We start from the raw sequence: 22,453 nt of genomic DNA on the forward strand, positions 1-22,453 counted from the left end.
ACTCTACATAGCTTGAGTGCTTATTTTGGCAAAATGCATCTGATGAAACGACATTCCGTAATACTCTATATTGGTGATAGGTCTTCATTCTATAATTTGGTAAAATAAGTATCATATACTTCAGATTAGATAGAATTATGGGAGGCAAGTATCATGAGGAGCGAAGCGATATTAGTGGTCGATGATGAAGACGGAATTGTTGTAATGTTGGATAACCTTCTGCGAAGAGAAGGATATACCCATATTACAAAAGCAACCTCGGCTGCCGAAGCACTTACAGCAGTTCGAGCGGTGCGCTTCGATATGATCGTACTAGATGTAATGCTTCCCGACATGGATGGATTCACATTGTGTACGGAAATACGTAAAACCAGTAATACCCCAATCTTGTTCCTCACTGCTCGTTCCAGTGATTTAGATAAACTGCAAGGCTTGTATTTGGGAGGAGATGACTACTTAACGAAACCGTTCAATCCGCTGGAAGTGGTTGCTCGGATTCATGCCCATATAAGAAGGAGCTCCATTTATGCATCAGACTCGATGAACACAGAAGAACTGTACAAATTCGACAGACTTACGGTTAACCGAACTACCGGTCAACTTATCGTTAACGATGAGGAAGTGCCTTGTCCGGCCAAAGAGTTTGAGCTGCTGCTCTACTTTTGCAAGCATCCGAATCGTGTATTTACCGTTCAGCAATTATATGAGCAGGTATGGGGGACGATGGTGGATGGGGATGAGAAGACTGTTGTGATCCACATCTCCAGATTGAGAAAGAAGCTCGAGGCCGATCCGTCTGTATCTAAGCTGATTGTCACTTTACGAGGCATTGGGTACAAGTTCGTCCCGCCTACAAGGAGTTTAAGATGAAGTTTATGTTGCGTATTGCTCTACAGTTGTTGTCGGCCTTTTTTTTGCTGTTTACTGTGGTTCAAGCTATTGTGATTGCGGCGATTTATTTGATTTGGCCGGAAGCTGGTGCGGACGAGAATAGTCTAAATAGGTATGCGATTTTCGTTCAAGTCTTGTGCGGTGTCCTTTTTCTACTGACTTTACTTGTGACGGGTTGGTACTTGGGCAGGCCGATCTATTTCATAATTGTTTGGATTAAACGACTAGCGAACGGCCAATACGATACTCCCTTGCGATGGGAGGAGATTCGTAGGCGTAAAAGCGGATCGTTGAAAATCCCATATTCGGTCTATCGTGAAGTGTTTGAGCATTTACAGATACTTGCTGCCACACTTCAAAAGAATGAAGAAGATCTGCGAGAATCCGAACGAGCGAAAGAGGAATGGATTCGCGGGATATCTCATGATCTGAAAACGCCATTAACCTACATAACCGGCTATTCCACCATTTTGATGAATCAAGAGTACAACTTGACTGAAGTGGAACGAAGAGAGTATCTGTCCATCATTGAGCAGAAGGCTATCCATTTGCAGGAACTGGTACACGATCTTAATGAGAACATTCAAGGTCAGCTTCCGTTAAAAAAAGAGAAGTCAGATTTAATTGAACTTGTTCGTAGAGCGGTGGCGGACATTAGCAGTGCACCATGGGCGAATGGTCATCAGTTCACGATGGATTCGGATCAGAGACGCATCATAGCTGACATCGATCCGAAATTACTGACACGGGCGATCCGTAATTTGCTCGTTAACGCGGTAATCCACAATCCGGAAGGAACCGAAATTGCGGTTTTCATATCAGTTGAAAAAGGCAATACAGCGGAATGTAGAATTCGGGATAACGGAGTAGGTTTCATTGAAAGTGGCGTTCAAGTGGATGCGGCAACAATTCCCAAACGGGAGGGATTAGGGCTTTCTATCGCCAAACAGATCATCCATGCCCATGGCGGTGAATTAAAAATGAGCAGCAGACCAAATGAAGGGACGTCCATAACAATTAAGCTCCAAGTAACGGGTTAAAAGTTAAGATGAAGTTGATCCCGTGTTTACCTCCTGTTTACTTGCGGTTCCTATACTAAGGAAAAGCAGATAAGGAGATGGGATAAAGATGGGCTTTCAAAGCAGCTTAAGTACAGGGGCAGGTAAGAAGACTATTAGTGCCATAAAAACACGGTGGATCCGGTATGCGGTTATCCTTTGGACATTCATTTATGGTGGGCTAGGGATGTACTGGTCGATTGGCGGTGAGGGATATCCATTCGGTTTGGATCAAGATGCCGCCGGCTCTTTTTATCGCCATGCCTCTTCTGAAATGTCAGGGGCGGTCATTGCGATTCTCAGCGTACTAGGTATCATCGCACTCCTCTCGTTTGGCAGAATGTCGAGTCGATTCGTACGTAGGATCATCATTGGATTCTCATGGAGCATGGCGGTTATTCTCTGTCTCACCATTCCAGATGCCAGGCTGCTGATCGGGGTGGCATACGCGCCAGTTGCCTTGATCGGCGGCATATTCGGCGGAGGAATATGGAGCGAATACCTGGATACAATCACATGGCCCATTATTAATCAGTGGATTTGCTTGACGGGCGGATTGCTTTGGGGAGCGGCAGCAGTGTCGCTGCAGCGCCAATTCAGGAATGCCTGCCTGCATTGCGGAATTGCAGAAGACGGTAACAGGCGGAAGTCAATGATCAAGGTGGAACGATGGGGAAGATGGATCACTTATGTTGCGATCATTGCGCCCCTCTTTTACGATATTACCCGCTTGGCATGGTTGTTGGGCATACCACTTGGCATATCGGGGGAGCAATTTCAAATTCTGAAGGAGACAGGTGCCATATCGGCTGGGGCAGGACTCGCCTTCGTATCGATAGGCGGAGCCATTCTTACTCATGGATTGATTAGCCCATGGGGGGAAGTCTTTCCCAAGTGGATTCCATTTGCAGGAGGGAAACGTGTCCCTCCCGCTGTGGCGATTGTCCCTGCAGGTCTTGTTTCTGTATTGATTACAGTTATGGGGATGCAAGTCGTTTGCGATTTCAAGATTAGCGATGCGACACCGGACTGGGGGGCCGTAACGCCACTCTTGTTGTTTCCGGTTTGGGGGATTGCTCTCGGAGGCGCTGTCGTCTGCTATTATTACCGCAGGAGAGTTCGCTGTAACGAGTGCGGCCGGTGAGTAAAGCTCATAGTCAGTGGGAGACTTCCAAGCTTAGTATTGCTTGAAAACTTCTTTATTTTTAGCTATGTTAAAGAATAATGTTGATTTTTATAAATAAAAATGGGGAACTCCGTTTTTTGGGAGTCCCTTGTTCAATTAAGGCTCCCGACTGTTGGAATAGATTACTTTGAGTTCTTGTAATAAACTAAATGGTCGGTCCACTCATCATATTCGTATATAAAACCTTTTCGAATACATTCGAATTCCATACCTACACTTTCAGCTAATTTCATAGAAGGTGTATTATCAAGGTTAATATGGGCTTCTATACGGTGGAATTTCAAATGTTTAAATGCCATATTAAGAGCTTCTTTTACTGCTTCTTTGCCGTACCCTCTTCTACAATACTGATTATGGATGGTATATCCTATCCTTCCCCATTGGAAATCATCTCTTGCTAAGGTTGTAAAATCAACCATACCTAGATGCGTACCATCTTCTTTTCTAAACACACCAAATACGTGAGCAGTATCTGTAAGTGCTAACTCTTGATGTTTATTTACCAGATTATGAAACCACTCCAATGTACATTCACTCATATCGATTTTTCCTTTATCATGGCGATTTTGAGATGGATAACGGTTTTCAAATTCATTTAACCAATTTTCATAGTCGTCTTTCTTTAATGGTCTTATTACTAATCTTTCTGTTTTTGAAATATACTCAAATTTTTCCTCTTTCAATTTCAATGTGACATCTCCTCTGCATTGACTTTTTCCTAAAGACGAAACCTGCTTTGTTAATATGATTTAGTTTATATGCCATAAGACATCACACCTTTCATTATTTACTCTTTTTTGCTCATTTGGAAAATTTCAACAACCTAAGTTTGTCATAGGTCGCATCCGTTGAGAACGGGCAGCTTTCCACAATCATTTTACTAACGGTGATGTCGTCATTACGATGTTTAATTTGGTCAAGGAATTCAAACCAACTCAAATAATGGTCGAGGTACTTCGTTGCCACGCCAATGCGACTCTTACTATGCTACTTCTTTACGAGCGACACACAGCACTCCACATGTGTCGTATGGGGGAACATGTCGACGGGTTGGATTTGTTCGGTTTTGTAGCCACCTTGTTCAAGTATGGCGAGATCACGGGCAAGGGTTGCTGGGTTGCAGGATACATAGACAACCCGGTTCGGTTTCATGTCCAGGATCGTGTTAAGCAGGGTTTCGTCGCAGCCTTTCCGTGGCGGGTCGACGACGATCGTGTCGGCTTTGATCCCTTTTTCATACCAGGCCGGGATGATCGCTTCCGCTTCCCCGACTTCAAACTCCACGTTCGTCATCCCATTCAGTTCCGCATTCCGTTTGGCATCTTCAATCGCTTCTGGAACGATTTCGACGCCGTATACCTTCTTCGCTTTTTGGGCGAGGAACAATGATATGGTCCCGATGCCGCAATAAGCGTCGATCACCGTTTCGTTTGCCTTAAGCTGTGCATACTCCAATGCATTGTCATAGAGCACTTTCGTTTGCGTCGGGTTCACTTGATAGAACGAACGGGCTGATATTGCGAATTGGATGTCGCCGATCGTATCGTAAATGTACTCATCTCCCCAAAGGATGCCTGTCTGATCGCCGAAGATAACATTCGTCTTTTTCGGATTGATGTTTTGGACGATCGATTTAACATGCGGAATCTGATCGACGATGTCTGCGATGATGTTCTTTTTGTTCTGTAGCTCTTTTCCTTTCGTGACGAGGACGACCATGATCTGACCGGTGTTTTGGCCGTACTTCGCGATGACGTGGCGGAGTGTCCCTTTATGGGTCCGTTCGTCATACGCCCGGATGCCGTATTTTTTGGCGATCTCTTTTACCGTCTGCACGACTAGGTCATTTGCTTCCTGCTGGATCAGGCATTCCTTCATATCGATGATCCGGTGGCTTCCCTTTTGATAGAAGCCTGTGATCAGTCCGCCTTCTTCCTCACCGACTGGCACTTGGGCTTTGTTCCGGTAGCGCCATGGATCATCCATTCCGAGGACAGGATGAATCGTGACATCCTTCAGCTTACCGATCCGCTCCATGACGTCCTGTACTTGTTTTCGTTTGTACTCGAGCTGCCCTTCATAGGTGAGGTGCTGAAGCTGACAGCCGCCGCACTGCTCGTAGATCGGGCATGGCGGTATCGTACGGTGCCCGCTTTCCTTTGTTACCTCCAACAGTTTGCCGAACCCAAAGCCCTTCTTCGTCTTGATGACTTTGACCTTCGCCTCTTCACCAGGAAGGCCTCTCGGGACGAAAAGCGTGTAGCCGTTAACCTTCGCCACTCCCGCGCCATCATGGGACAGGTCTTCGAACGTGACGTTGATGATATCGTTTTTTTGTACAGGTAAGGCTTGTTTTGCCATGTGATTTTCCTTCTTCCGCTCGTAAAATTCTTATCTGATTGTAGCACATCCGGAAGCCAATAAACAAAATACAGACTAGCGCGAAAAAGCTCCCAACGACTAGCTGGGAGCTTCTGATTGTATGGATTATGCTTCTACACTTTTAAGAGTTTTCATGCTTTCGATGGCGATATTCAGATGCTTCTCTTCAGGTTTTGAAGTGAAACAAACGTATTGAAGAAAGGAACCGACCTTATAGAAGAGCGTCATGCGGCTTCTCTTCATACGGAACATTTCATAGCCGATACTCCATGCGATGAGCATGTTGAGGACCATATTTTCCATAAAAAAGGACAGGATGGTGGTATTGAAGATGATGAACACAACAAGATTCGTCCCACACCGTGGATGGACCCTCGGCTGCTTCGCGACATTCTCATAGGTGAGAGGAAGGTTCTTGTCTTCACAATGTGCGACCATATGTTCAGCCGCGTGATACTTGGAGATGCTCGTGAATTTAATGACAACGGCAGCAAGCGCAATCGCTGCAAAAGAAAAGAGCCATTCCATTTCCAGCAGTGGCAGACGACTGGTACTTGTTCCGCTTGGCAGAACTTTTCCTGCTAAAAGAAGTGTCGCGAAAGCTAAAATGAGCTGCTTATACACATTCATCATCGCTTTGACGATCGACCAGACACCTCTGACGAAAGGGATCTTGTTGAGAACCGAATCCAGCTTGCCTTCATTATTATGTATGGCTTCAACCTTTGATTGAAACGATCCGTTGTTGTAGATTGCTTTCACACGGAATTTTTTCCCGATGAACAAGACGCTGTTCAGTCCAGCAGCTCCACCTTTATATACCTGCATCAACATCACATTCCTTTTGATTTCGGATAGTACCAGTGTACAATAATCTGAATATTTATACAACAATTAAAAAGGTTAACTTGTTTTCCATTTAACAGAAATTGGGCATAAAGACAGTATGGACGTGAATGGAGGAGGTTCTTATGAATATCATCTTTATCCCCCTGATGATGGCCATCGTCGGGTTTGCGGTCGGTTATTTTCAAGAAGGCCTACAAGTCGGGGTCATCTATGCGATTGGTTTTTTTAGCGGAAGCTTCATCTATCGTACCTTACGTCACTATATCGTTAAAAATACCAAAAAAATCAGCCCCAGGCGATGAACGCTCAGGGCTGTTTTTCTTATTTCGAGTGACCCTTTCCAGGTTCGTTGATTCCAATGGCGGCTCCGATCCTTCTGGAGTCGGATGCCCCGTAGAACAGGCCTTTGTCATAATCGATTTGGATACTCTGGACGTTTCCGATCGTCGTTGAAGAGCCGATATTATGACCCATATCCGCCAGCTGCTCCCGTACTTCTGCTGAAATTCCTTGTTCCCAGTTCATTGCTGAAGTGTGCGAGTTATAAATCCTTGGTGCTTCGATTGCTTCTTTCAGCTCCATGTCATACTCGACTAGGTTCAGGAAGACTTGGAGGACTGATACGATGATCCGTGGTCCGCCCGGTGAACCGAGTGTCAAAATCGGTTTCCCGTCATCAAGAACCATCGTAGGGGTCATGCTGCTCATCGGGCGTTTGTTCGGCTGCACTTCATTCGCTCCGCCTGGACGCGCATCAAAATCCGTGATTTCATTGTTCAGCATCAAACCATAACCTGGTACCATGATGCCTGTACCAAACACTTGCTCGATCGTTGTCGTATAGGAAACGACGTTGCCCCATTTATCCGCAACAGTGAAGTGAGTAGTTTCTCCCATTTCTTTATCGTCTGCTTGCTCGACGACATCCATCGCAGGGTCAGCCTCTTCATATTGCCACGGGTCGCCTGCTTCGACATTCCGGTTCGCCTCATTCAAGTCGATCAGGGCTCGTCTTTCTTCAATATAATCCGGATGGAGCATGCCATGCATCGGCACATCGACAAATTCAGGATCGCCGATATAGGCAGCTCGGTCCGCATAACTTACTTTCATCGCTTCCGATAAAAGATGGTATTTCTCGACGGAATTTTCTCCGTATTGGCCGATATCGAAGTCTTCTAACAGCTTCAGCATTTGCAACAATGTCAGACCACCCGAGCTAGGGGGCGGCATGCTGGCAATCTCGTAATTTTTATAATCACCATATACAGGTTCATCAACGGTCACATCATAATTCGCTAAGTCTTCTGGAGTCATCGTTCCGCCGAAGTCCTGGACCGTGTCTGCTAGCGCCTGTCCGATTTCTCCGTTATAGAGCGCTTCGGTTCCATTCGAACGGATCAGCTTCAACGTTTTCGCAAGGTCTTTTTGCTGTAGCCATTCCCCGGCTTCAAGCGGTTCGCCATCCGGTAAAAAGACATCTTTGGCAGCAGTCGCTGACAGTTTGTCCTCATTTGAGGCAATCATACGGGCAAGGTATTCATCGATTGCAAAACCTTTATCCGCCAGATGGATCGCAGGGGTGATCAACTGTTCCATCGGTCTTGTCCCCCATTTTTCAAGGGCGGTTTCCAGACCTTTCAATGTACCAGGCACGCCAACCGCATTTCCATGTCTCGAACGTTCTCCAAACGGGATGATCCTTCCATTTTCATCAAGGAACATGTCTGGCTCTGCTCCTGCAGATGCTCTTTCCCGGCTGTTGATGATCGTGACGTCCTCTGCCTCGGCATCATAAACCATCATAAAGCCACCGCCACCGATTCCAGACATCATCGGTTCGACGACGTTCAGCGCAAATTGGATCGCTACTGCAGCGTCGACAGCATTCCCGCCTTTTTTCAAGACGTCAGCTCCGACCTTTGATGCCAGCGTATGGGAAGTGGACACCATACCGTGTGTACCGACATCGTATTCTTTAAATTCCTCAGGATTGTCTTTCTTCGCTATACCTGAGGCTGGAGCCATCGAAAATAGTAGAACGAAAGCCAAGAGTGCGTACGTGAACTTCTTCCAATACAACTTCGTCATTTTACAATCCCCTCCTGAATTTAAAATATTTAGAATTATTATAAATTTTATCATCAAAACCTTAGTCGGATTGATATAATATGGTTATGAACTTATAAGCCTTACTTATATACGGGACTTTATCATTGTAATGAAGTCATCGATCTGTGCTAATCCGCCTATAAATCATCGCCCTTTCCTCCACGATCTGACACTTCTTTACGATACCGATTGAAAAATAATACGATTTTCCCATTATCTTGTAAAATAGCTGGTTATTAAGGAGGTTTTCGATGAATTTACTTGCATTTCGTTACTTTTTAGAAGTGGCTAAAACGTTGAATTTCAGCAAAGCTTCCGAGTCGTTGAATATTTCACAGCCAGGGTTGAGCCAGCAAATAACGAGTTTGGAAAATGAATTGGGTATCAAGCTGTTGAATCGCTCAACAAGGAAAGTGACATTGACGGAAGAAGGTGAGTATCTCGTAAAAAGCCTCCAGCCCTCATTCGAACATATCGAGAACGTCATTACGGAACTGAAAGAAAACCAACAACTGCCGAGTGCTTCACTCCGGATCGCGACTGTTCCTTCTGCCGCAAGCAACCTGATTCCGACCGCCTTGAAACAATTGCAAGCAGAGTTGCATGATTTTGAATTTTATCTGCAAGAGGTCACCTCCTCAAAAGCGATTGAACTAGTGGAAAGCCAACGGTCCCATCTTGCCTTGATCCGGACGCCCATCGATGTAAAACGATTGGATGATCGCGGGCTGGATATGCTGGAATTCGAGCGCCATCCTCTGCAGGTCATCGTTTCCGCTGAACACCCGATAGCTGAGCGATCCTCTATCGATTTATACGAGCTGAGGAATGAGCCTTTCATCCATTATGACGAGAAGGAAGCGCCGTCCCTCTTTTACTTGTTGGAGAGGGCTTGCCTTTCTGCAGGCTTCATACCGAATACGATCGGCGGCGGGCCGGAAATCCTGACGATTTCGACGCTCGTTTCCAATGGGCTGGGGATCACCTTGATGCCGAGGGACATGTATCATTTGATCCAATCCTACCGAATAAAAGCGATCGATATTGATGGGGATCAGTCATACAGTTCCATCTCGGTCATTTGGAAAATAGAATCCTACGTCCCTCTCGTCACCCAGCGTTTTCTGAACATCCTGCAAGGTTGCGAGATGATGAGGAGCACGTAAAAAGCCCCCGAGTAAATTGGCTGGGAGCTTCCTAAATTGACAACCTATTATGGACTTTAATTAAGCGTTGTTAACCCTGTGGGAAAAGCCTCAGGCTAGACCTGAGGCAGGAGGCTTGATTCCTTCAAAAAACTATAATGAAGGATCACAGGGCCAATATTTAAAAATTTCAAAAGGAGGAATGACATTGAAAACATTTTTAGTGACGCTTAGTAAAAAGATAGAAGGCGAATTGACTGATGATCTGTTACATAGGCATGTCGATTATTTGAAATTTATGAACCAGAACGGATCTTTAATCATGTGCGGCCCTTTTGTAGATAAGGATGGCGCAATGATGATCTTCAGGTGCCATTCTTCGAACAAGTGAAGACCCTTGTCAGCAAAGACCCGTTCATTGAGGAACAGTATTATGGAACCTATGATGTTACTGAATTTATTGATGCAAATGACGAAAACAATTGGCTTGTTGACACACCACAAACTCAAGAGAATTTGAAACAATAGTATACCTTTTAGAGGTCAATCTGGATTTCATCCGCTGTTTTTAGTCTGGTGGAGGGTTTTGCCGGTTCGTTGTTGATGCGGATTTTGCCTTCCTGGATACGTTTGATGATATCGGTCCTGCTCCAGTCTTTGATTTGATCGGCGATGATTTTATCGACTCGGAACTTGCCTTGGACGTCGGCCAGTGTAATGGTGATTTTTTCAATGCCGATGGTTTGGTAGTCTTTTATGTTGATTATAGTGAGCTGGCTGGGTTGTTCTGACGGCTCCTCTACCACTCTCGCGTGTTCGGTATAAGCCTGATAGATTTCGAGCTTCTTGTTCCACGTATGGTTCTTGTCGCATTTATAGATGGCGAACCGGTAGATGTTTTTCCCGTTCGCGTTATGGCGGCGGATCATCGTATCAGTGAATCGTACGGTCCTGCCGCAATTGCTGCAATGTCTTTGGACTGAATAATCCTTCGTTTCTTGAAGCTTCCATTTCAATTGGACCTTCTGCATTTCCTTCACCTCTATTTAGATGTAAGGAAACGTAACGCTTCTATTTGGAGATCTTGCAGTATGAAGTTTTTAACCAAAATAAAAAGAGGCACCCTAAGGGAACCTCAGTTTCATGCATGCTGCAGAAATTGGTTACGTTCCTTCGTAATGGGATTTAGACAGACTACTCCCGTTCAGCAAGCTTTGAGAAAAGCCGCTTCAGGCGAGTCCATATCCAAATTGTGTTCCATTACAAAGTGTATGTTGGCATAAATGTAACCTGATCCTTTCACTCCAAATAGATTAGATTCAGTTTACATGATAGTGGAATATTTTTCAATCTAAATTTGTTCGAGCGAATTCTCCTGGGCCGGGATTGGATAGTCCTTTAAAAGTCCGGCAAAGTAAACGAGGTTGTTGCTCATCTTCTTGATTGCCTTCTCATTGACTGGTGTTTCGCACTCCTTGCAAATGCAATACGAATCACCGTTTGGCGGAATCGTAAACCCGATATGGGATAACGCATGCAGAATCGACTGGGCAGCTTGTTTTGCACCGTAATTATTTCCGGTGATGAGAACTCCGCCTACTTTGTTGTAGAAAAGTGCTGGTCCATTCTCGATCATGTTGTCGCTTTCCGCATAAAGCCGTTCGATGACATGGGCTGCGATACTGCTCTTTTCTTCAATCCATAATGGTGTCGCGAAAATCACGATATCGGCGGCTTTCACCTTTTCGAAAATCTCTGGCCAGTTGTCGTCAAGGGGCGGATCGTCGTTCGTTGAATAGCTGATGTTGTAATCCGCAAGCCAAACGATCTCAAAGGAAACATTGTGATCCTGTAAAATTTCGAGTGAATAATTAGTCAATACTTGTGTATGGGAAAGGTTATCCTCGGTTTTCAGTGAACAATTCAGTATCAAGGTATGTAGAGATGACATAGCTCTTCCTCCTTTTCAACTTCAAAACCTCTATTCCCTGAAAAGAGGAAAGCTAATCCACTTTTTAATAAAACTTTTTACCTGAAATCATCCGAACGAATTGTTTCTTTCCCTCTGTGTTGGCTTTATTGTTATTCTGATATCGGGTGGTCAGCTGATGTTTCAATTGTTCATACTCTTTAGTAATAACTGAGTAGGAGAGATTTTAATAATTTCTCATCCTGTTCGAAAAGTGCTTTCCATTTCGTATTGTGCCAGGCTAGTACCACGTCCCCTTTATTGACTCTGGGCATATGATTCCTCCCTCTTTTCACCGGACATGCTTCCGTTGTGCGTTGACTAATTCGACAAAAGCCTGCGGTTGGCTGTCTGAAAGATATTTGAACTGGGCCTGATCGCCATTCCCCTTCAGAAAAAAATGCTTCTTGAACAGGTGTTTTTTCAACTGGAATTTTTCGATTGTCTGGTAATCGTATGTTTCGACTAGTTCCCCAGGCTTAGTCAAGTAATCACCTACAAATACCAAACGGTCTGTCGTAGCAGCCAGTATCCCAGGCCTTGGTGCAAACGAAAATATGTATGTAATCAATGCACATCGCCTTGTAGCCAATATCTGCTCATTCTCCCTTAACATCATCCTCACCTGCTTAGTCGTTACTTGCATCCTATCTCTCTCCCCATACTTTTCTAGTTACTACTACTTACGAACTATCCTAGTATAAGGTTTCAAAATGGTGCCTGGCACTTTTTTGAAAACCTTGGGGCATAACGGATTCAAAGTGGTGCCTGGTACACTCAAAGCTGTTTTTCTATTTTTAAGCCTGCTGCTTGCATCGGTCCGGCCGTTATGATCTTGGATAGCTTCATCGCCATTTCCTGTGAGGATGGTTTCGTGCTTTGCTTCAACCACCATTGGACGACACCGACAAAGGCAGCGCTGATAAAGTGAAGGATCAAGTCTTTGGGGATTTCAAAATCCTCCGGGCGCACCCCAAGTTCAATCATCTTCTTGCTGAAATTTTCCCGTATGACTTCCTCAAGGTTATTCCGGAAATTGTAGACCCCATGCTCGCCAAACATTACAGTATAGAAAACCTGATTTTTTTCCATGCTTTCGTATACTTTTTCAATGGTCGTCCGCAGTTTTTCGATTTGTACTTCATGTTCCTTAACGTGAAGCACGGGATTAAGTACACTTGTCAACTCATCGATGGCGGACCTGCTGATTTTTTCAAGCAGGTCATACTTATCCTCATAATGGAGGTAGAAGGTCCCCCTGTTGATGAGGGCTTCCTCAGCTATGTCTTGAATCGTCACAGAGTCGAATCCTTTTTGCTGGATCAATTTCAAAAATGCCTCATTGATCAGCTTCCTTGTTCTTTTTACACGCAAGTCCATTTTTTTGCTCATCTTTCACTCCCCTATTTCTTTTTTGTAAATTAATCAACAGTACGCTATGGGATGTCGTATATCATACGAATCATAAATGATTGGTTATTGAATGTTGAATTGAATCTTCTATAATTCATCATATACGACACTTTGTTAATTAATCAACATTTTGTCGGACAAAGGGGAGTGAAATTTTAATGAAAAAATTCTTTAAGCAAAAACTATTTTGGGGTGGATTTGTCGGAATTCTATTGGCGGTCTTTATCTTTACCTTCGCATTCATGGGGTCTACTGTGAACCCGACATTAAAAGAAATGCCGCTTGCGGTCGTTGTACAGGATGAAGGTGTAACCCTGCCAAACGGCCAAAAGATGAATTTTGGGAAAATCCTTGAGGATCAGCTTAAAAAGAATGAAAAAGCGTCCATCGACTGGACATTTCTTAACAGTCGGGAGGGTGCAGTCCAAGGGATGAACGAGAAGGAGTATTACGCAGCCATTGTCATCCCGGGTGACTTGTCTCAAAATATTTTTTCTTTATTAAGCGAAAAACCAATGCAGCCGGAAGTCGAAATCTTCATCAACGAAGGGATGAACATGACCGGAGCGACGATGGCTGACCAGGTTACTAGCGGGATCCTTTCTAATTTCAATCAACAGGTTCAACAAAATTTATACGGTCAAATCGACAGGGCACAATCAACAATGTCCGTCGAGCAGTCGAAGATACTTTCCCAACCGGTCCAAGTGAGGAAAGAGAAACTGAATCAGGCAGGCAGTCATACAGCCAACGGAAATACCCCAGCTTTATTCACCCAGATCCTTTGGATTACGACATTCATTAGTTCGATGATCATTTATACGGTTATCAAAAAACTTGAGCCAGGAAAATGGAACTTCTCGGCGATCCTCAGTCAGCTATTAGGCGGACTGGTATTCGTTGCTTCGATTTGTGGCCTCGTATTATGGTTGACGGAAGGAGTACTCGACGTTGCCATTACAAATAACGGTGAAATGTTCATGCTCCTATTGTTCACAGGATTGATATTCTTTTTCATCCAGGGCGCACTTTTGAACTGGATCGGATATGCAGCAGCCCCACTTATCATTTTGCTTCTTTTCTTTGCTATGCCGATCCTTACTTTGCCACCCGAGGTTCTACCGGATATCACGAGAGACTGGTTGTATTCCTGGATCCCATTCCGATTCAGTGTAGAGGCATTTAAAGATGTATTATTCTTTGGATCAAATCCTTTGGAAAATGGCATCGGTGTGCTTGGTTACACAGGTTTGGCCGGATTCCTGCTCATGCTATCAGCAGTGTTCAAACCAGAGCGTAAAGCGGCTGACCAGAATAGTATCAGTACTGATTGATAGCCGGTACCAGGCACCATTTTGAAAGCCTTGCGGCGCAAGGACTTTCAATTGGTGCCTGGTACACCTATTTCTTTTAATGTTTTCCTCTTTTTTTGTTGTCAAGGTTTTGGCGAGCACATGGTTTTAAAAAGAAGCGTTCTACCCACAACAAATGAAGAAAAGAACCAGCAATCTGTATGAAGATCGCTGGTTCTATTTTGGTCTATTAACTTCAAGATTGGCTTGGAACTTTGATTACCTTCACCATTTGGCGGATCGCCCCGAGATGATAGGCTGAGTGGGCTAAAGAACCCAGGATTCCATTTGCGGTTTGCTCATCCGGTATATCGATGAGTTCGATTTTTTCCAACAGCGCTTTGTACTCTAACTTGAGTTCCTCTTTGAATTGTTGCCATGTGATCTGATCTACGGAAGTGATCTTCCAGGACTCGCCCCAATTCAGGTTCGGCTTCTCGCCTTTCAAGTAGGTGTTCGCCATCCATAAATAATAGCGGGTGTGATCCGTGTGAGCCGCGATGGTCGTCCCCTGGATCGGGATAGATGCTTCTTCTGCTGATAACATTTCAAGTGTACCGAAGATTCCGCTCCCTGGTTTTGACTCTGTGTACCAGCTTTGATTCCCTTCAGGTCCATCAAAGGTTTCCTTCAATAATGTCTTCACAGCTTCCACTAAGGTATTGTTCAACTCAGTTCCTCCTCATTTTTTATAGATAGAACGTATTGATCCATTCCTCTGGTTATTGACACTGTAAGTTACATACGACATCTTCGGTAGAATTCCTTTTCTCATTTGAAAATTAGGAGAATTGCTCTATTGCCCTGCGATTCGAATCGTTTTGTAGGTTGGTTCTACTTTTGCGTATTTGGATATAGTTAAAACTTCTGCTTGAGTTAATGACCCGTCGAATACGAGTACGTGCTGCTTATCCAGGCCCTCTTCTATTTTATCAAACGACCGGTCATACGAGGATTCTAGAGAGATTGAAGACCCCTCCCCACTAAGCTCCGCCTCCATGACACCAAAATCTTCTGGTGCATTTACGGTGATTTCCGTCTTTCCATCTGTCACATTCATATCTTCAATCGTAAGGTTTTGACCGGCTAATCGGATTGTCTTCTGATCAAGTTCAGTTTTCACATTCACTTCATGAAATTTCAGTTCCTTTTCAAGTATGAGGGTCAGGTCTTTGACATCCTCAGGTAAAGGCTCATATTCCAGATCGAATGTGTAACCGCCAAGACTGGATGTTAAACCAGACCCTTGTGGTCGGATCATTTCACCGTCTGCTTTCAATCCGATTTGAAACGCGATGTGTCCCATGCCCATTTTATCCCATGCTTTTTTGTCCTTCACTTTTATTATTCCTTTAATGACAGTTTGCGTAGGTGTTGCAACCAGTTTTTCAAATTCATAGATGACGGAATCCGTTTTGATTGATTCATCTAGTTTCATATTGTATTTCGTCATCATCGCCTTTGATCGGTCCAGCTTGAATGGAATTGTCGCTTTTTCAGCCGGGTTATCATCCATCGCTATATGAAAGTCGATATTTTTTACAAAGGGATTGGGAGGTTCGAAGGATTGCACATACGACATTTTCGTATTGTCATCATTCACGGTACCGAAGCCTGATGTCTCACGAATGGTCCCGAAAACACTTTCCATCTGGATAAGGTAGTCCGAGAACTTGCTGTCTTCACCCTCCCTCGGGTCAAAAACGGTATACATCACAATCAACCGATTGTCATCAAGCATAATCCCATTGACCGTGACTTCGATTCCGTTAGGGAGTTTGGCACTTTTATCGATTACTTGGCCCTTCCCTTCTTCATTCAGCTCACTTAACGAATCTGTCAGTACGTCATCATACCCGAGAATTTTCTTGCCGTAATAAGCCATCGTGTCAAATTGGAAGGTGAAAAAGAGCAGGAACAAAAGCGATGCCGCAATGAGGGAGAATCTCTTCCATCGGTTGCGTGATTTGGGAGGTTCGATATCAAGCCTGTTTCTAAGCCGATCCTCCAGTCCTGCCGGCGCTTTCATAGATTGTATGTTTTCTCCGTCTTCCCTCAGCTTTTTTTCCAGATTACTCATAGATATTCACCACCTAGATACTTTTTAAGCTTTTTCAGCCCGATTGATATTCTTGATTTCACCGTTCCGACCGGGACTTTCGTGATCTTCGCGATCATTTCATAATCGTAGTCAAGCCAGAAACGGAGCTGTATGGCTTCTTGTTGATCAATGGACAACTTGCCTAAAAGTTTCTGTAGATCCAGTTGATGAATGACACGTTCTCCCTCATGCGTGTTTGAAGGCTCATCGATTTCTTCCATCACCGTCGTTTTCTTCCGCTTCCTCAGGATGTCCCGGCAACAGTTGACGAGGATCGTTTTGCTCCAACTGTAAAATGAACCCCGCTTTTTCAATTTGTTGATTTTTTCATAAAGGATGACGATCATATCCTCGAGCGCATCCATTGCATCCTCTTTATGTCTTAAATAAGTGTAAGCAAGCCTATAATACTGGTCTTTCTCTGCTAAAACAAGCTGTAACAGCGCTTCTTTATCCCCCTGTTGTGCTTTTCGCACAAGCTTCTCGATCCCCAAATCTCTCCCCCCTCTTCCACCCACACCTTAGAGTCACCAACCCCACAAAAAGTTCAAATTATTTATAAAAATAGATATGTGTACCAGGCACGACAATTTAGCCCTTGTGCCGTATGGGATTCCAAAAAGTGCCTGGCACCGATAAACAACGTTGATGTATCAAGAGGTCTGAATCGGTGCCAGGCACACTCCTAAATTATACCTAATTAATTAAACGTTTGTTTGAAAATACATTATGTTACGGCACAAGAGGTTAAGCTTCTTAATCAAATGTTTGTTTGAACGGGTGCAAGGCTTGTCGTAAAGGTGAATTTTTACACTTTTACCACTGTTTTTGACCATTGATCATACGTTTGTTTGAAATCCACTTATATTGCCCTCAAAGTAATTCAGCCGCTTAATCAAACATTTGATTGAACTCTAAAGGAGATTGTCGAAAGATTCTCTGTACCAGGTACCGAAATGAAATCCTTGTCCCCCAACGGATCATAAAAAGTGCCTGGCACCGAGCCAAGCACTTTTATTCAATGGACGACGCCATCATCGTATTTATCGATATAGAGTGTTCCGTCTTGTTGGACTTCTGCGTAAAAGACCTCTGAGATCCGCTGAATGCCTGAGTCACGTAGTTTTTGTTCAAGCCATGCTGTATCGAGATGAAGGTTGGATAGATTGCCTTCGATCAATTTGCCATCAGATACGACTACTGTCCCTACTGAACTGCCACGATCCGGTTTGAATATGTTCATATCCCTCTTTGTGAGGGGTTGCAAACTTTCCTTTTTCATCACCGATATGGTTCCATCCGTTTCAAAAACGGCAAAAGAAACATCAGAGAGGGAAAACACGCCTTTCTTTCTTAACATAACATTGAGTGTTTCCATGTTTAGTTGGGTTTTCCGGAGTGAGTCCTCCATAATCTTTCCCTCCTTGATCACAATGATGGGAGTTCCGTTAAGAAGTTTATGCGCTCCCTTCGATTTGAGATCTAGAAAACTGAACACCAAAGTAAATGCTGCCCATCCGATTAATGCAAGTACTCCATTTCGAATGCTTACCATGGAATTTAACACAAGAGAACCAGCGATCGTCCCGATTGCAATTGCCGACACGAAGTTATGAAACGTCATCTGGCTTATTTCTTTTCTTCCCATCAATCTGGTCATCGCCCATAGTACTAAGAATGATATCGATAATCGGATTATCAGTTCTGTAATATTCATAGAGCCACCCCTTAATTTAGGATCAACTATAAGGGTGCCCTTGTTTTTCATTGATCATTCTCTCCAATTTTCCATCGATAAGCTTACTTAAAAGGTATATAATGTAAATAATTGATTTGCTTCCTTCATAAAAAACAGACAGTATTCTCCCAGGGGGCTAAAGCTATGACAGACATCGTTTTACTGACTTTGATCAGCTTCAGTTGGATTATTTTCAGCTGGCTTGTTATCTATTTTCCGAAAAAATTACGTTGGTACATCCTCCCCTATCTCACCTTTCAGCTTGGAGCGACGTTGATCGTATACAGTATTTCATTCGTCAAAGGCTGGTCGGGGATCGGGTATGGCGGGCTTGGGGTTGCAATCGTCGGGATCGCCTTGATTTTGTGGTTGATCGTCCGGATCTATTATCACTCGAAACCTAGGGAGGCATCAGAGGAATACGATTCTTTTTAATCTCAACAGTAAAAGAGTTGGCCAATCTAGAGGTCGACTCTTTTTTAATTCACCTGCGGATGATAAGTTGATGATTCTCGCGGACGTGTCGCTTTATACCATTGGAAACAGAAAATCGTGATCAATGCGATATCAATCGCGTCGCCGCCGTAATACATGATCATACTCCCGATTTCCGCCTGTCCCGAGGGAACGCCAGCAGGCGGATGGGCATAGAGATACTTAGACAAGATTCCATGCCCTCCCAATGCGAAAATAAACACAACTGCACGATACAGAAAGCTTCTCTGATGTGGAGTCGGATCTATATAAATCATCGAAACAGTAAAAAGATAGCCCGCTAAAAATACATGCAAATGGACCAATACATGCAACACCTGACTTTCATGCATCGCCATATATAGTTCCGTCGTATAGAGCAGCCATAATCCTCCCACATTAAGAAGAGATGCTACGACCGGATCGCTTGCCACCCGGAAAAAACAGCTTTTCAACACACGAGTCAGTCGGCGGGACCATTTGACACTGATCGTCCTCAAAATAAGCGTCACCGGTGCCGAAATAGCAATCAGGAGAGGAGCAAGCATTCCGAGCAGCAGATGGCCAGTCATATGGGCAGTGAAATCCATATGTGCTTGATTCGCAATCGGACCGACAACCGCCCCGGCTGCACTCAAAGCTCCGAAACACCAGAAAAAATAACGGTGTAACGGCCATGAATGATAGCGCCGGTTCGAGGACACCCCTGCGAATATGTATAAACCGATCAGCAACAGGAAAGGAAGTATTAACATCATCTGTTCGTTGTTACTTTGATGGATATGTCCATGCATTACCCACTGTTCCCTTCCCATTTTTTGCGGAGTTCCTTGCTGGTACGGTTGATGAGCAGCCCACCGGCAATGATCATGATCACCGCGATGATATTCCAAACCCAGTCGTAGATGAACACATGATCGACATACCGGATTTGATGGATTCTCATAATTTTGTGCTGAATAATCCCATCATAGAATTGGAACGCACCTCCTGCAAACATGCTTCCGCCCCACCACCTCTTAAAAACAAAAGCATTCCGCCTGCGGAGATCAGCTACCATGAATAATCCGCTGATTGTTGCAAACCAGCTGAAGGCATGAAACAGACCATCGGAAATCAAGCCCATGGATCGAGTCGTTTTATCGTAAAAATGATGCCAATGCAAGAGCTGATGGAATACCGTTTCGTCAACAAAGGCGACGAATCCAAGACCGAACAGCATCCCTGACCAAATATTCCGGTTAAAGTATGTAATAGAATCTTGTTGCGAATCAAGATTTTCAGAAGCCATTTTTTGGTCCTCCTAATCATTTCGTCCTTTCCTTACCCTATCCTTTTTTGGAAAAGTTGAATCGGAATAATTGAAATTGGGTATTTTTGACCAAAACGGAAGTTTCACCTCAATTTATTCTTGATATCCTGAATATTCCTGTACAGCCAAAGGGTTTGCATCAGACTGAATAAAATCCCTATCATCGTTAATCTGATCGTTTGTTTTCTTTGTCTTTTTCTCGTTATCATCATGCTCCACCTTACCTTTGTTGTTATTTATTACTAGAATGTCTCCAAATCGTACAGTTAATCATAAAACCCTCCATCTTATAAACTTGAAAACAAGGCGTTGTCACCACATATTGTTGATTACCAAATTATATTCTTTCGGGAAAAGCAATCCAGGAAAGATCCTATAGTAATCCTTGAGAAATTGCCCCGTAAATGGAAAGCAACAATAAAGGAGAAAGAAAAACGCAAACGCCCTGTCCAGCCTCGCAGGTCACTGGAAGTCCGACGAGGAGGCTCGAACCAAACAAAGTTCAGTTCTTCGTGGGTAAACACTTCGACCTAAAATCAATGTGTCGACCGCCACAGGAGGACTGAAGTGATCCAAGTGGTTGGGCGTTGGAGCTAGACAATTCTTCATTGAAACAAATTTTAAAAAAGACTGACCGGCATTTCGGTCAGCCTTCGAATTTCAGCTTCTCTTGATTCTCTTTGGATTTACTTCCTTTTCGACTCTTTTACCGTGAAATGCTTCGGAAATCTCCACGTTATTTTTAAGTGTTGCCGAATCAAGATTATTGTTCATTGTTGCTTCTTCATTGAGCTTTTCGTTTTTCGCCATCTCAATGGTCCTCCTTACCTATCGCCCTACAATGCTCACTTTTGGTTTTCGTTCTTATTCGTTTTATTGCCTGATGAGTATTCGTATCCGAACTTCAACCCGGTCGTCTTATCTTTATAAGGACCTGTTACAACTTTATATTGGCTTTTACCTTTTTGAACCATTTCGATCACCGCCCTGTTAAAACTGATCATCTGGATGCAAGTTATTTTGCATCATAGCCTGGGTTTTTCCGATTTGCTCTGTCGTAGCAGGTTCAACTTTATACCAGCCTTTCCCACTCATGATGTCAAATAGCTTGCTTTGGTTCTGTTCAGCATTGTCAAAGCATTGCTTATAGACTTCCCTCAATTCCTTATGGCTTGTTTCGAGCAACGTATTACTGATACATCTGCATCTTCCCTTTTCCAACTCCAGACATAGCTGGAGCATTTCTCGATCCGTTAATCCCCGGTTTTCTATGTTATTCGGCAAGGTCCTTCACCTCCATTGACTATTGAATATGCATCGAACGATTGAAATACTTAGAGAGATCTCCGACTTTCATCTGGTGGCTTTCGGCCAACTCCTCTAATTGCTTCTGCAGTGCTTGATCCTCACATTGAGCAGCACACCAATTGATGGTTTTTGCTGTAATTTCCTCAGCTCGGATTTCATCTTCAATATAAGACAATTCCTTCGTCGTAAGTTGGTTCACTTAACGTCACCCCCGCTTGATGGTAGTCATTTATGTTAAATAGTATTGATTGACCGCCCTGTTTTTATCCAGCTTTTCTCACAACAAAAGAGTAGGTGGCAAGGGTTTCGTAAACATTAAGAACAATAACAGAATGAATTGATAAGGAGGGACTGTTCATGAGTGAAGTAACCTTGACAGTAAAAGGGATGACATGCGGGGAATGTGTCCAAAAAGTGGAAAAAGCACTTGCTGGAAGTCGTGGTGTTGAGCGAGCAATGGCTGATTTGGAAACAGGGCATGTGAAAGTTGAATATGAGGAGGATTTGGTAGGTAATAATCAGATTAAAAAAACGATCGAGCAGACTGGATATGAAGTGGAGTAGTATCCTCTGCCCTGTCTCAAGGATAAATGTTAAATGTGTTTAATGATTTTCGCTGGATTTCCCCCTATAACGACGTTGGCTGGCACATCCTTTGTAGCGACTGCGCCTGAAGCGATGACCACATTGTCCCCGATGTTGAAGCCGGGGTTTATGATCGCTCCGCCTCCGATCCAAACGTTGTGACCGAATGTACTAGGTTTTCCGAATTCTCTTCTAGAATTTCTCTCTAGCGGATCGAGCGGGTGGGTCGCTGTATAAATATATACCCCTGGTGCCAGCATACAATTGTCTCCGAACGTCGCCTTGTATACATCTAAAATGACGCAGTCAAAGTTTGCGAAGAAGTTTTCCCCGACATGGATGTTATAGCCGTAATCACATCAGAAGCTCGGTTCAATATGGATCTGCTCCCCCGTAGAACCGAACAGTTCTATTAAAAGGGAGACCTGTTTATCTTCCTCAGTTACCGTCGTTCCGTTGATCTATCTTGTTGACCGGCAGGCATATTCCCGTTCTTTTACGAGCACACTGTCCGCTGGATCATACATTTTTCCCGCCATCATCCTTTCCTTTTTCGTTTGTCATAAATGGCCACATCC

General features: G+C 43.9%; 27 protein-coding genes and 2 pseudogenes. 9 read left to right on the forward strand and 20 right to left on the reverse strand.

Translation table 11 applies throughout. The features are described 5' to 3' along the window. Positions 1 to 153 precede the first annotated feature (153 nt). The 3 genes from L1611_RS17055 (at position 154) to L1611_RS17065 (ending at position 3,093) form a co-directional block, all read left to right on the forward strand. Complete coding sequence (locus tag L1611_RS17055) at positions 154 to 870, forward strand: response regulator transcription factor (protein ID WP_236314921.1); 717 nt, start codon at positions 154 to 156, stop codon at positions 868 to 870. Continuing rightward, positions 867 to 1,931, forward strand: coding sequence for a sensor histidine kinase (locus L1611_RS17060; RefSeq protein WP_236314922.1), 1,065 nt, complete (start codon positions 867 to 869; stop codon positions 1,929 to 1,931). Before L1611_RS17055 ends, L1611_RS17060 begins: the two co-directional genes overlap by 4 nt. An 88-nt stretch (positions 1,932 to 2,019) precedes the next feature. Next, complete coding sequence (locus L1611_RS17065) at positions 2,020 to 3,093, forward strand: hypothetical protein (RefSeq protein WP_236314923.1); 1,074 nt, start codon at positions 2,020 to 2,022, stop codon at positions 3,091 to 3,093. 164 nt (positions 3,094 to 3,257) lie between these two features. Here L1611_RS17065 and L1611_RS17070 read toward each other — a convergent pair whose 3' ends face one another. The 4 genes and pseudogenes from L1611_RS17070 to L1611_RS17085 form a co-directional block, all read right to left on the reverse strand. Beyond that, positions 3,258 to 3,824, reverse strand: coding sequence for a GNAT family N-acetyltransferase (locus L1611_RS17070; protein WP_236314924.1), 567 nt, complete (start codon positions 3,822 to 3,824; stop codon positions 3,258 to 3,260). 112 nt (positions 3,825 to 3,936) lie between these two features. Continuing rightward, positions 3,937 to 4,104, reverse strand: a pseudogene (locus tag L1611_RS17075) (IS1595 family transposase); the annotation flags it as partial. 18 nt (positions 4,105 to 4,122) lie between these two features. After that, the gene (gene rlmD / locus L1611_RS17080) at positions 4,123 to 5,496 is read right to left on the reverse strand and encodes a 23S rRNA (uracil(1939)-C(5))-methyltransferase RlmD (RefSeq protein ID WP_236314925.1); all 1,374 of its coding nucleotides are present in this window, start codon (positions 5,494 to 5,496) and stop codon (positions 4,123 to 4,125) included. A gap of 126 nt (positions 5,497 to 5,622) precedes the next feature. Next, positions 5,623 to 6,345, reverse strand: a complete 723-nt coding sequence (locus L1611_RS17085; RefSeq protein ID WP_236314926.1) for a DUF1385 domain-containing protein — start codon at positions 6,343 to 6,345, stop codon at positions 5,623 to 5,625. A gap of 143 nt (positions 6,346 to 6,488) precedes the next feature. Here L1611_RS17085 and L1611_RS17090 point away from each other — a divergent pair, with 143 nt between their 5' ends. Continuing rightward, the gene (locus L1611_RS17090; protein ID WP_236314927.1) at positions 6,489 to 6,668 is read left to right on the forward strand and encodes a hypothetical protein; all 180 of its coding nucleotides are present in this window, start codon (positions 6,489 to 6,491) and stop codon (positions 6,666 to 6,668) included. Positions 6,669 to 6,687: 19 nt separating this feature from the next. Here the strand turns inward: L1611_RS17090 and ggt are convergent, their stop codons facing one another. After that, a complete protein-coding gene (ggt, locus tag L1611_RS17095; RefSeq protein ID WP_407681742.1) occupies positions 6,688 to 8,457 on the reverse strand; it encodes a gamma-glutamyltransferase in 1,770 nt (589 codons plus the stop codon). 272 nt (positions 8,458 to 8,729) lie between these two features. Here ggt and L1611_RS17100 point away from each other — a divergent pair, with 272 nt between their 5' ends. Both L1611_RS17100 and L1611_RS17105 read left to right on the forward strand, forming a co-directional pair. Next, positions 8,730 to 9,644 carry a LysR family transcriptional regulator gene (locus tag L1611_RS17100; protein WP_236314928.1) on the forward strand — a complete coding sequence of 305 codons (915 nt, stop codon included), beginning with the start codon at positions 8,730 to 8,732 and terminating at the stop codon, positions 9,642 to 9,644. A 187-nt stretch (positions 9,645 to 9,831) separates the two neighbouring features. Then, positions 9,832 to 10,014: a YciI family protein gene (locus L1611_RS17105; RefSeq protein WP_236314929.1), complete on the forward strand. Its 183-nt coding sequence runs from the start codon at positions 9,832 to 9,834 to the stop codon at positions 10,012 to 10,014. 145 nt (positions 10,015 to 10,159) lie between these two features. Here the strand turns inward: L1611_RS17105 and L1611_RS17110 are convergent, their stop codons facing one another. From L1611_RS17110 to L1611_RS17125, 4 genes are all read right to left on the reverse strand, one after another. Beyond that, entirely contained in the window at positions 10,160 to 10,654 is a 495-nt protein-coding gene (locus tag L1611_RS17110) for a S4 domain-containing protein (protein WP_236314930.1), read from the reverse strand. A gap of 320 nt (positions 10,655 to 10,974) precedes the next feature. Continuing rightward, on the reverse strand, positions 10,975 to 11,574 hold the full coding sequence (locus L1611_RS17115; RefSeq protein WP_236314931.1) for a flavodoxin family protein: 600 nt from the start codon (positions 11,572 to 11,574) through the stop codon (positions 10,975 to 10,977). A gap of 310 nt (positions 11,575 to 11,884) precedes the next feature. Beyond that, entirely contained in the window at positions 11,885 to 12,238 is a 354-nt protein-coding gene (locus tag L1611_RS17120; RefSeq protein WP_236314932.1) for a PH domain-containing protein, read from the reverse strand. A 131-nt stretch (positions 12,239 to 12,369) separates the two neighbouring features. Beyond that, on the reverse strand, positions 12,370 to 12,984 hold the full coding sequence (locus tag L1611_RS17125; protein ID WP_236314933.1) for a TetR/AcrR family transcriptional regulator: 615 nt from the start codon (positions 12,982 to 12,984) through the stop codon (positions 12,370 to 12,372). A 179-nt stretch (positions 12,985 to 13,163) separates the two neighbouring features. On the opposite strand from L1611_RS17125, the gene L1611_RS17130 reads away from it, so the two are divergent. Then, entirely contained in the window at positions 13,164 to 14,339 is a 1,176-nt protein-coding gene (locus tag L1611_RS17130) for a YhgE/Pip family protein (protein WP_236314934.1), read from the forward strand. 214 nt (positions 14,340 to 14,553) lie between these two features. Here the strand turns inward: L1611_RS17130 and L1611_RS17135 are convergent, their stop codons facing one another. The 4 genes from L1611_RS17135 to L1611_RS17150 all read right to left on the reverse strand — a co-directional run bounded on the left by L1611_RS17135 (position 14,554) and on the right by L1611_RS17150 (position 18,175). Then, entirely contained in the window at positions 14,554 to 15,027 is a 474-nt protein-coding gene (locus L1611_RS17135) for a hypothetical protein (RefSeq protein WP_236314935.1), read from the reverse strand. A 126-nt stretch (positions 15,028 to 15,153) separates the two neighbouring features. Then, the gene (locus L1611_RS17140) at positions 15,154 to 16,437 is read right to left on the reverse strand and encodes a DUF4179 domain-containing protein (protein ID WP_236314936.1); all 1,284 of its coding nucleotides are present in this window, start codon (positions 16,435 to 16,437) and stop codon (positions 15,154 to 15,156) included. After that, on the reverse strand, positions 16,434 to 16,952 hold the full coding sequence (locus L1611_RS17145) for an RNA polymerase sigma factor (RefSeq protein WP_236314937.1): 519 nt from the start codon (positions 16,950 to 16,952) through the stop codon (positions 16,434 to 16,436). Before L1611_RS17145 ends, L1611_RS17140 begins: the two co-directional genes overlap by 4 nt. A gap of 524 nt (positions 16,953 to 17,476) precedes the next feature. After that, on the reverse strand, positions 17,477 to 18,175 hold the full coding sequence (locus tag L1611_RS17150) for a YetF domain-containing protein (RefSeq protein ID WP_236314938.1): 699 nt from the start codon (positions 18,173 to 18,175) through the stop codon (positions 17,477 to 17,479). Between the two features lie 165 nt (positions 18,176 to 18,340). Between L1611_RS17150 and L1611_RS17155 the strand changes: the two genes are divergently transcribed. Continuing rightward, on the forward strand, positions 18,341 to 18,631 hold the full coding sequence (locus L1611_RS17155; protein ID WP_236314939.1) for a hypothetical protein: 291 nt from the start codon (positions 18,341 to 18,343) through the stop codon (positions 18,629 to 18,631). A gap of 44 nt (positions 18,632 to 18,675) precedes the next feature. On the opposite strand, the gene L1611_RS17160 is transcribed toward L1611_RS17155, so the two are convergent. The 6 genes from L1611_RS17160 to L1611_RS17180 form a co-directional block, all read right to left on the reverse strand. Then, positions 18,676 to 19,464 carry a cytochrome c oxidase assembly protein gene (locus L1611_RS17160; protein WP_236314940.1) on the reverse strand — a complete coding sequence of 263 codons (789 nt, stop codon included), beginning with the start codon at positions 19,462 to 19,464 and terminating at the stop codon, positions 18,676 to 18,678. Then, entirely contained in the window at positions 19,464 to 19,961 is a 498-nt protein-coding gene (locus tag L1611_RS17165; RefSeq protein WP_236314941.1) for a DUF2243 domain-containing protein, read from the reverse strand. The genes L1611_RS17160 and L1611_RS17165 overlap by 1 nt, the downstream gene beginning before the upstream one ends. 681 nt (positions 19,962 to 20,642) lie before the next feature. Next, on the reverse strand, positions 20,643 to 20,792 hold the full coding sequence (locus L1611_RS17170) for a hypothetical protein (protein ID WP_236314942.1): 150 nt from the start codon (positions 20,790 to 20,792) through the stop codon (positions 20,643 to 20,645). A gap of 35 nt (positions 20,793 to 20,827) precedes the next feature. Further along, positions 20,828 to 20,956 carry a hypothetical protein gene (locus L1611_RS20710; RefSeq protein ID WP_265738489.1) on the reverse strand — a complete coding sequence of 43 codons (129 nt, stop codon included), beginning with the start codon at positions 20,954 to 20,956 and terminating at the stop codon, positions 20,828 to 20,830. 16 nt (positions 20,957 to 20,972) lie between these two features. Next, positions 20,973 to 21,266, reverse strand: a complete 294-nt coding sequence (locus L1611_RS17175) for a spore coat protein (RefSeq protein ID WP_236314943.1) — start codon at positions 21,264 to 21,266, stop codon at positions 20,973 to 20,975. Between the two features lie 19 nt (positions 21,267 to 21,285). After that, on the reverse strand, positions 21,286 to 21,489 hold the full coding sequence (locus L1611_RS17180) for a hypothetical protein (RefSeq protein ID WP_225067274.1): 204 nt from the start codon (positions 21,487 to 21,489) through the stop codon (positions 21,286 to 21,288). Between the two features lie 158 nt (positions 21,490 to 21,647). On the opposite strand from L1611_RS17180, the gene L1611_RS17185 reads away from it, so the two are divergent. Further along, positions 21,648 to 21,854, forward strand: coding sequence for a heavy-metal-associated domain-containing protein (locus L1611_RS17185; RefSeq protein WP_236314944.1), 207 nt, complete (start codon positions 21,648 to 21,650; stop codon positions 21,852 to 21,854). A 29-nt stretch (positions 21,855 to 21,883) separates the two neighbouring features. Here L1611_RS17185 and L1611_RS17190 read toward each other — a convergent pair. Next, a pseudogene (locus L1611_RS17190) lies at positions 21,884 to 22,417 on the reverse strand (maltose acetyltransferase domain-containing protein). Between the last annotated feature and the right edge of the window lie 36 nt (positions 22,418 to 22,453).

Source organism: Pseudalkalibacillus salsuginis, from assembly GCF_021646685.1.
GTDB lineage: Bacteria > Bacillota > Bacilli > Bacillales > Fictibacillaceae > Pseudalkalibacillus > Pseudalkalibacillus salsuginis.

What these genes read in the sequence shown, in the direction of transcription:
- L1611_RS17055 (WP_236314921.1), top strand. Translation starts at nt 154, where the DNA reads ATGAGGAGCGAAGCGATATTAGTGGTCGATGATGAAGACGGAATTGTT.
- L1611_RS17060 (WP_236314922.1), top strand. Translation starts at nt 867, where the DNA reads ATGAAGTTTATGTTGCGTATTGCTCTACAGTTGTTGTCGGCCTTTTTT.
- L1611_RS17065 (WP_236314923.1), top strand. Translation starts at nt 2,020, where the DNA reads ATGGGCTTTCAAAGCAGCTTAAGTACAGGGGCAGGTAAGAAGACTATT.
- rlmD (WP_236314925.1), bottom strand. Translation starts at nt 5,496, where the DNA reads ATGGCAAAACAAGCCTTACCTGTACAAAAAAACGATATCATCAACGTC.
- L1611_RS17085 (WP_236314926.1), bottom strand. Translation starts at nt 6,345, where the DNA reads ATGCAGGTATATAAAGGTGGAGCTGCTGGACTGAACAGCGTCTTGTTC.
- L1611_RS17090 (WP_236314927.1), top strand. Translation starts at nt 6,489, where the DNA reads ATGAATATCATCTTTATCCCCCTGATGATGGCCATCGTCGGGTTTGCG.
- ggt (WP_407681742.1), bottom strand. Translation starts at nt 8,457, where the DNA reads ATGACGAAGTTGTATTGGAAGAAGTTCACGTACGCACTCTTGGCTTTC.
- L1611_RS17100 (WP_236314928.1), top strand. Translation starts at nt 8,730, where the DNA reads ATGAATTTACTTGCATTTCGTTACTTTTTAGAAGTGGCTAAAACGTTG.
- L1611_RS17110 (WP_236314930.1), bottom strand. Translation starts at nt 10,654, where the DNA reads ATGCAGAAGGTCCAATTGAAATGGAAGCTTCAAGAAACGAAGGATTAT.
- L1611_RS17115 (WP_236314931.1), bottom strand. Translation starts at nt 11,574, where the DNA reads ATGTCATCTCTACATACCTTGATACTGAATTGTTCACTGAAAACCGAG.
- L1611_RS17120 (WP_236314932.1), bottom strand. Translation starts at nt 12,238, where the DNA reads ATGCAAGTAACGACTAAGCAGGTGAGGATGATGTTAAGGGAGAATGAG.
- L1611_RS17125 (WP_236314933.1), bottom strand. Translation starts at nt 12,984, where the DNA reads ATGAGCAAAAAAATGGACTTGCGTGTAAAAAGAACAAGGAAGCTGATC.
- L1611_RS17130 (WP_236314934.1), top strand. Translation starts at nt 13,164, where the DNA reads ATGAAAAAATTCTTTAAGCAAAAACTATTTTGGGGTGGATTTGTCGGA.
- L1611_RS17140 (WP_236314936.1), bottom strand. Translation starts at nt 16,437, where the DNA reads ATGAGTAATCTGGAAAAAAAGCTGAGGGAAGACGGAGAAAACATACAA.
- L1611_RS17150 (WP_236314938.1), bottom strand. Translation starts at nt 18,175, where the DNA reads ATGAATATTACAGAACTGATAATCCGATTATCGATATCATTCTTAGTA.
- L1611_RS17155 (WP_236314939.1), top strand. Translation starts at nt 18,341, where the DNA reads ATGACAGACATCGTTTTACTGACTTTGATCAGCTTCAGTTGGATTATT.
- L1611_RS17160 (WP_236314940.1), bottom strand. Translation starts at nt 19,464, where the DNA reads ATGCATGGACATATCCATCAAAGTAACAACGAACAGATGATGTTAATA.
- L1611_RS17165 (WP_236314941.1), bottom strand. Translation starts at nt 19,961, where the DNA reads ATGGCTTCTGAAAATCTTGATTCGCAACAAGATTCTATTACATACTTT.
- L1611_RS17170 (WP_236314942.1), bottom strand. Translation starts at nt 20,792, where the DNA reads ATGGCGAAAAACGAAAAGCTCAATGAAGAAGCAACAATGAACAATAAT.
- L1611_RS20710 (WP_265738489.1), bottom strand. Translation starts at nt 20,956, where the DNA reads ATGGTTCAAAAAGGTAAAAGCCAATATAAAGTTGTAACAGGTCCTTAT.
- L1611_RS17185 (WP_236314944.1), top strand. Translation starts at nt 21,648, where the DNA reads ATGAGTGAAGTAACCTTGACAGTAAAAGGGATGACATGCGGGGAATGT.